Raw genomic sequence first — 6,822 nt, 5'->3', positions numbered from 1 at the left:
GCCCCAGCCGCTGTGGCAGCGCCTGCTGGCGCCGCTGGTGAAGATCCGCCCCTCGCAGGGCGGCGTGCTGGCCGCCGGCTCGGAGCGCGTGGCCGCCCACGACGCGCTGCAGCTCGACCTGACCCTGGCGCGCGCGGCGCTGGAACGCGGCGACACGCGTGGCTATCGCAGCGCCCTGGCCGGCGCCGGGCGCTGGCTGTCGCGGCTGTGGCCGGAGTCGCCGCAACTGCGCGAACGCCGCGCCGCGCTGCGCACCCTGGCCAATGCCGATCTGCGCCCGACCATTCCCGAACTCGGAACCACCCTGCAACAGTTGCGCGCGATGCGCGACGCAAGGAGCCCGTCATGAAATCCCTCCGTTCCCTGATCGTGCTGTTGATCGTCATCGCGCTGGGCGTGATCGGTGCGCAATGGCTGGGGCAGGACCAGGTGCGCCAGCTCGGCGAGGTGATCGTGCGCGTCGGCGGCACCGACTACATCGCCTCGCTGCCGCAGGCCTCGCTGCTGCTGGTGATCGCGTTCCTGGCGCTGTGGCTGGTGTGGAACGTGCTCAGCTTCCCGTTCCGCGCCTGGGGCCGGCGCCGCCGCAAGCAGTCGCGCGCGCGCCTGCTCGACGGCCTGGCCGCCGCCCACGCCGGCCAGTGGACACGGGCCGAGAAGCAGCTCAACGCCGCCGCCGAAGACCCCGAGGTGAGCGCCATCGCCCTGATCGCCGCGGTGCGCGCGGCCGATGCGCGCGGCGACCGCGAGGCGACCGAGCGCCACCTGCGGCGCCTGGCCGAACGCGATCCCGCCGCGCATGCACTGCTGCTGGCCGAACTGCATCTGGAGCAGCAGCGCCCGGTCGATGCGATCAATGCGCTGGACGTGGCCGCGGCGCAGCCGCTGCCGCCGCGCGGGCTGTTGCTGCGCACCGAGGCACTGACCCGCATCGGTCGTGCCGGCGAGGCCTACGGCCAGCTCGGCGCGATCCGCCAGCAGCAGGCGCTGCCGCTGGAGGCGATCGCCACGCTGGAAACGCGCCTGGCCGCGGCCTCGCTGGACCAGGCCGCCGATGCCAATACCCTGGCCGAGCGCTGGGAGAGCCTGCCCAAATCGCTGCGCAGCGAGCCGGCGGTGGTCGCCGCCTACGCGGTGCGCGCGGCCGCCCTGCGCTGGGACGATGCGGCGCTGCGCAGCCTGGAGCAGGCGCTGGACACGCGCTGGGACGAAGGCCTGGCCGCGCTGTACGGGCGCCTGCCGGTGGAGAAGTACGATTCGCGCCGCGCCAGCGCGCAGCGCTGGCTGCAGGCGCATCCGGACAGCCCGGCGCTGCTGCTGACCCTGGCGCGTCTGGCCAGCCGCCAGCAGCAGTGGCCGCAGGCGGAGGAATTCCTGCACCGCGCGCTGGCGCTGGGTGCGGGTGCCGAGGCCTGGGAGGTGTTCGGTGACGGCTATGCCGACGCCGGCGACATGCTCGCGGCGCAGCGCTGCTACGCCAATGCGCTACGCGTGCAGCGCGGCGACATCGCGCAGCCGCTGCCCGAGCCGGTCGCGCCGGTGACCCCGATCGCGCCGGCGCCGGCGCCGGACAGCACAGAACGCCGCGACGACCATGGGTTCCCGCGGCTGGAGGGTTGAGTCCGTCCCCGTGTTGTCAGAGATGGCCGAGTCTGCAAGACCAGGCCGGGCACGCTGATCCGCGGCGAAAGCGCGTCATGGCTGCTTCCGGACGCGGCAGCGCACGCGCATCGCTCCTGCGCCGATCAGCGAAGAGGAGCACAGCAGAACGCATGGGCCGCGTCGTGTGCCCAGGCCGGCGGCGCGCCGGTCATCGCATCCGAAGGTAGGCCGGCCGCGTCCGTCCGCTCAGCGCCGCAAGGCCGGCGGCAGCGCCGGCAGGCGCGCCAGGAACGCGGGCGCCAGGCCCTTGTAGCGCGCGTAGCGCTCGTCCATGCGCCGCGGCACCAGAATGCGCGCGCCGAACATGCCCCAGATCAGCATGACCAGGAACACGGCGCCTCCCAGCCAGAACCCACTCTCACCGCCGACGGCGACTCCCAGCAGCGGGCCAACCAGGAAGGCACCGGCGATCAACAGGATGTACCGGTTGCGCCGACGCCGATGCGCCGCGCACATCCCGAGCACATGGCTGCTGCGCTTGCGCGCGACCAGCGCCGCGATCGCATAGACCAGGATGCTCACCAGGATCAGCGCGTACCAGCCCGGCGCGTGCCAGTAGAAGGTGCGCTTCTTGAGTTCGTCGTTGCCCAGCGCCGCCCCGCACTTCACGCAGTGCGGCGGGAACGGCGCATCGCGCAGGCACAGCAAATCCGTGCCATCGCGCCACAACGTCTCGCCCGGCAACGGCGGCGGCAGGCTGGACGGACTGGCGACGCTGGGCGCCTGGTACGGATTGAAACTGCCCTGCTCGGTCATGGCCTGCGCCCCCTGCGCGCCGTGTCGCCCGCGTGACGCAAGCGAATCGGCGGGCATGGTAGCGCGACGGATGCGGCGCGGTCAGCGCCGGGGCGGCGCCGCAGGGCCGAAGGCCGTGGCGCGGCGCACGCCGGCACGAGTGCCAGCGCGCGGTGACGCTCAGCGTTCGACGATCGCCACCACGCCCATGCCGCCGGCGGTGCAGATGGAGATCAGCGCGCGGCCGCCGCCGCGTTCGACCAGTTGCTTGGCGACGGTGGCGACGATGCGCGCGCCGGTCGCGGCGAACGGATGGCCGGTGGCCAGCGACGAGCCCACCGGGTTGATCTTGGCCGGATCGATCTGCCCCAGCGGCGCGTCCAGGCCGAGCCGGGTGCGGCAGTAGTCCTCGCTCTCCCAGGCACGCAGGGTGCACAGCACCTGCGCGGCGAAGGCCTCGTGGATCTCGTAGATGTCGAAGTCCTGCAAGCGCAGGCCATGGCGCTTGAGCATCTCCGGCACGGCCACGGTCGGCGCCATCAACAGGCCTTCGCCGTGCACGAAATCCACCGCCGACACCTGCGCATCGCGCAGGTAGGCCATCGGCACGTGGCCATGCGCCTGCGCCCATTCTTCCGAGGCCAGCAGCACCGCGGCGGCGCCGTCGGTCAGCGGGGTCGAGTTGGCCGCGGTCAGAGTGCCGCGGCCGCTGACCTTGTCGAAGGCCGGCTTCAGCGTGGCCAGCTTCTCCAGCGAGGTATCCGCGCGCAGGATGTTGTCGCGCTCCACGCCGCGGAACGGCGCGATCAGGTCGGCGAAGAAGCCGCGCTCGTAGGCGGCGGCCAGCTTGTGGTGCGAGGACACCGCCCAGGCGTCCTGCGAATCGCGCGAGATGTTCCACTGCTTGGCCATGTCCTCGCAGTGGTCGCCCATGCTCTTGCCGGTGCGCGGCTCGGCCACGCCCGGGAACTCGGGCTTGAGCTCGGCGAACTTGAAGCCGCGGGTCAGCGCGCGCAGCTTGTCGCCGGTGCTCTTGGCACGGTTGGCCGCCAGCAGCCGCGCGCGCAGCTTCTTGCCGTAGACGATCGGCACCTCGGAGGTGGTGTCCGAGCCGCCGCCGATGCCCGATTCGATCTGCCCCAGCGCGATCTTGTTGGCGACGGTGATGATGCTGTCCAGGCTGGTGCCGCAGGCGCGTTGCAGGGTGATGCCCGGAGTCAGCGGCGACAGCCCGGAGGACAGCGCCGCCTCGCGGCCCAGGTTCCAGTCACTGGAATGTTTGATCACCGCGCCCATCGCCACTTCGCCCAGCTGCTGCCCGTGCAGCCCGTAACGCTCGACCAGCGCGCCCAGCGTGCGCACCGACATGCCGAGGTTCCCGACATCCGCATACGCCGTGTTCTGCCGGCAAAACGGAATGCGGACGCCGCCGAGAATGGCGACGGGACGGGCTGCTGGCATGGGATTACCTCGCGCGAGGGGAGTCGGGGACATGGCCTGCACGGTAGCGCAGGCATAATGAAGCGAGTGTAGCTATGCGCCCGCGACGGGCCAACCGCCAATCCCATGACCCAAGCCTCCGCCACTCGCCACGCCCACGGGGTCATCGCCCTGGAATTGTCCTCCGGGCGCGAACCGGCGCACCCGGCGCTGCCGCATGCGCAGGCCGCCGAACTGGCCGAAAAGGTCGGCCGCGATCTGGCGCAACTGGTGCCGGCGGTGCGCGAACTGGAACTGAGCCTGGCCGGCGCGCATTTCGACCCGGCCGAAGCGTTGCGTCCGGGCTGGCCGCTGCATCGGCGCCTGGAGGAACTCGCCGCCCGCGCGCCCGGCCGCGCCGAAGGCCCGCGGTTGCTGGCCTTCGGCACCGATGCCGACGGCAGCGTGCCGCTGCCGTTCCAGGCCGATGCCGGCCTGCGCGGCGGCGCATTGCGGGTGGTGCCGTTCCTGCTCAGCGGCCCGGCCGACACCGTGCAGGCGGTGGCCGAAGCGCTGGAGGACGTGTTGCTGGCGCAGGGCATGGCGCAGGCCGATACCGCGCTGCTCGCGCAGAAGGGCTTTGGCGCGGAGATCGAGCACGCCCGCTACCTGACCGGCCACGACCTGGCAGCGATGATGTCGATGCAGTACGACAACCAGGGCCTGGCGCCGCTGTGGCCGTTGATCGAGACCGCGCTGCTGGCACCGGACCAGGAAGAATGGCTGCAGGCCCCGCCGGAGCCGCTGCTGCGCTACCGCGAAGGCGAGGTGCGCATGGCCCTGTTCGACCCGGCCAGCTGGTGCGCGCACTACGCCTACGACCGCCAGGACTGCGAACGCCTGCAGCGGGTCTATGAGCAGTACCTGGCGCGCCAGCGGCAACTGGCCGCGGTGCTCGAGGCCCACGGCCTGCCGGTGCTGTATGTGCATTGCGAGAGCGGGCAGGACGCCAAGCAGGCGTTGCTGGCGGCCTGAGCTGAGCCGCGTTCGCACTTCAATCAGAGGTACGTCGCACCGAATCAAGCGCGGGTATTGCACCGCGCGAGTACGCGTTACCTCAACACTTCAAATGTCGGTCCAGCGCCAGGCCTGGCATGGCGGCATGCGTCCGGATACCGGCTGCCAGCAATGGAATTTGCGGTACGCAGTTGCTTCAAACCATCGTAGCGAGGACATCTCATGCACGACGTGTTGACCGTGGACACGCTGTGCGCGCGCCAACAGGCGGGCGAACACCTCAAGTTCGTCCACTTCTGGGGGCACACACCGAAGCAGCCCGGCGCCATCGACCGCAGTTGCTTCAGCCAATGGTTCGAGGCGCCCTTCGTGCTTGATTCGGTGACCTATCCAACCGCCGAGCATTACATGATGGCCGGCAAGGCGCGGCTGTTCGGCGATCATGCCGCCTGTGCCCGCATTCTGGCCGCCGCGCATCCCGGAGAAGCCAAGGCGATCGGGCGGGAGATCCAGGGTTTCGATGAATACACCTGGCGCGATGCCCGCATGCAGTTGGTCATCGCGGGCAACCTGGGCAAGTTCGGCCAGCATGCGGCGCTGAAGACCTTCCTGCTCGGGACCGGCGGCAGGGTGCTGGTCGAAGCCAGTCCGGTCGACCGGATCTGGGGCATCGGCCTGGCGGCGGACGACCCGCGCGCCGCCGATCCCACGACGTGGCAGGGCGAGAACCTGCTGGGCTTCGCCCTGATGGAGGTCCGCCGGCGACTGGCGGAATCAGATCCTCGCTGAGCGCGACAGACGATGCCGCTCTGCTTCATGCAGCCTCGATCCGGCGCGACTGGAGCCACTTTCCGGATATCAGCGGATCCAGGAAGCGAAAGACAGCGGCGCCCGCAACACGGATGCCGCCATCACGAACGTCATCCAGCGTGCACTTACTGCGCCGGCGCGGCCGCCGCGTCGCCCTTGATCACGCCACAGGCCAGGCGGCCGCCGGCGTTGCCGGTGGGCTGGCTCTTGTAGTCGTCCGGGTCGGCGTGGACGATCACCGCGTGGTTGAGGATGTCGAAGCCGTCGCCCTTGCCGATGTTGACGTTGTTGGACACCGCCGCATCGATGGTCGCCTTGCCCTCGGCGTCGGCCTTGAGATTGGGCATGTCGCCGCCGTGGTGCGGATCGCTGCCAACCTGGCCGTGCTCGGTCTTGGCCGGGTTGAAGTGGCCGCCGGCGCTGCTGCCGTCCGGCGCGCTGCAGTCGCCGAACTCGTGGATGTGGAAGCCGTGTTCGCTGTTGGGCTTGAGCCCGGTGATGGTGCCGGTGACGTGCACCGCGCCGTCGACGGTGGTGAACTTGACCTCGCCGGCCACTTCGTTGCCCTGGGTCGGGCTGAGCGCGGCACTGGCGCTGCCGGTGGCGTTGGTCGCGGCCGGTGGTGCGCTCGCGGCCGGCGCGGCGGCGGGTTCGGGGGTCGCCGCCGGCGTGGCGGCGGGTTCTTCGCGCTTGCAGGCGCTCAGCGCCAGGGTGGTGGCCAGGAACAGCAGACTGGGAAGGGTACGACGCACGGGGGTTCTCCTTCGTTGCAGAGCCGCGGAATGCGGACGGACCTCCCAGGCGGACCCGGGCGGAAGTAGCGATGCGAGGTCAGCGCAGCGGGCGGATCACGCCGCAGGCCACGCGCGCGCCGGCATTGCCGGCCGGCTGGCTGTGGTAATCATCGGGATCTGCGTGTGCCACCAATGCGCGGCCGACGATATCGTTGGCCGCGCCGCCGCCGAGCACCACGCCGTGCAGCAGCACGTCGATCTGCGCGGTGCCATCGGCCGTGGCGTTGAGGTTGTCCATGTCGCCGGCGTGGTGCGGGCCGCTGCCGGCGCGGCCGTGCGGCGCGCCGAGCGGATTGAAGTGGCCGCCGGCGCTGCTGGCGTCGGCCGCGCTGCAATCGCCGCGCTCGTGCACGTGGAAGGCAAAGCTGCGGTTGGGCTGCAGGCC

General features: G+C 71.1%; 7 protein-coding genes and 1 pseudogene. 4 read left to right on the top strand and 4 right to left on the bottom strand.

All coding sequences use genetic code 11. The annotated features are described in order from the left end of the window. Both D180_RS22435 and D180_RS22430 read left to right on the top strand, forming a co-directional pair. A pseudogene (locus D180_RS22435) lies at positions 1-349 on the top strand (uroporphyrinogen-III C-methyltransferase); the annotation flags it as partial. Beyond that, entirely contained in the window at positions 346-1,620 is a 1,275-nt protein-coding gene (locus tag D180_RS22430) for a heme biosynthesis HemY N-terminal domain-containing protein (protein WP_017914527.1), read from the top strand. The pseudogene D180_RS22435 and the gene D180_RS22430, both read left to right, overlap by 4 nt. Before the next feature lie 228 nt (positions 1,621-1,848). On the opposite strand, the gene D180_RS22425 is transcribed toward D180_RS22430, so the two are convergent. Further along, entirely contained in the window at positions 1,849-2,418 is a 570-nt protein-coding gene (locus D180_RS22425; protein WP_017908648.1) for a hypothetical protein, read from the bottom strand. 159 nt (positions 2,419-2,577) lie between these two features. Further along, positions 2,578-3,858: an acetyl-CoA C-acetyltransferase gene (locus tag D180_RS22420; protein ID WP_026143786.1), complete on the bottom strand. Its 1,281-nt coding sequence runs from the start codon at positions 3,856-3,858 to the stop codon at positions 2,578-2,580. 105 nt (positions 3,859-3,963) lie between these two features. Between D180_RS22420 and D180_RS22415 the strand changes: the two genes are divergently transcribed. Together D180_RS22415 and D180_RS22410 are read left to right on the top strand one after the other, a co-directional pair. After that, complete coding sequence (locus D180_RS22415; RefSeq protein WP_017914526.1) at positions 3,964-4,851, top strand: hypothetical protein; 888 nt, start codon at positions 3,964-3,966, stop codon at positions 4,849-4,851. A gap of 204 nt (positions 4,852-5,055) precedes the next feature. Beyond that, positions 5,056-5,622 (top strand): NADAR family protein, encoded by a 567-nt coding sequence (locus D180_RS22410; protein WP_017914525.1) that lies wholly within the window; start codon positions 5,056-5,058, stop codon positions 5,620-5,622. A gap of 146 nt (positions 5,623-5,768) precedes the next feature. Here the strand turns inward: D180_RS22410 and D180_RS22405 are convergent, their stop codons facing one another. Then, a complete protein-coding gene (locus D180_RS22405) occupies positions 5,769-6,395 on the bottom strand; it encodes a superoxide dismutase family protein (protein WP_017914524.1) in 627 nt (208 codons plus the stop codon). A 79-nt stretch (positions 6,396-6,474) separates the two neighbouring features. Continuing rightward, positions 6,475-6,822 (bottom strand): superoxide dismutase family protein (locus tag D180_RS22400; protein WP_017914523.1); only part of this gene is annotated, 348 nt, incomplete at its 5' end.

It is taken from the genome of Xanthomonas sp. SHU 166 (genome assembly GCF_000364685.1).
Classification (GTDB): domain Bacteria; phylum Pseudomonadota; class Gammaproteobacteria; order Xanthomonadales; family Xanthomonadaceae; genus Xanthomonas_A; species Xanthomonas_A sontii.
This window is presented reverse-complemented; position numbering and strand designations above follow the sequence as displayed.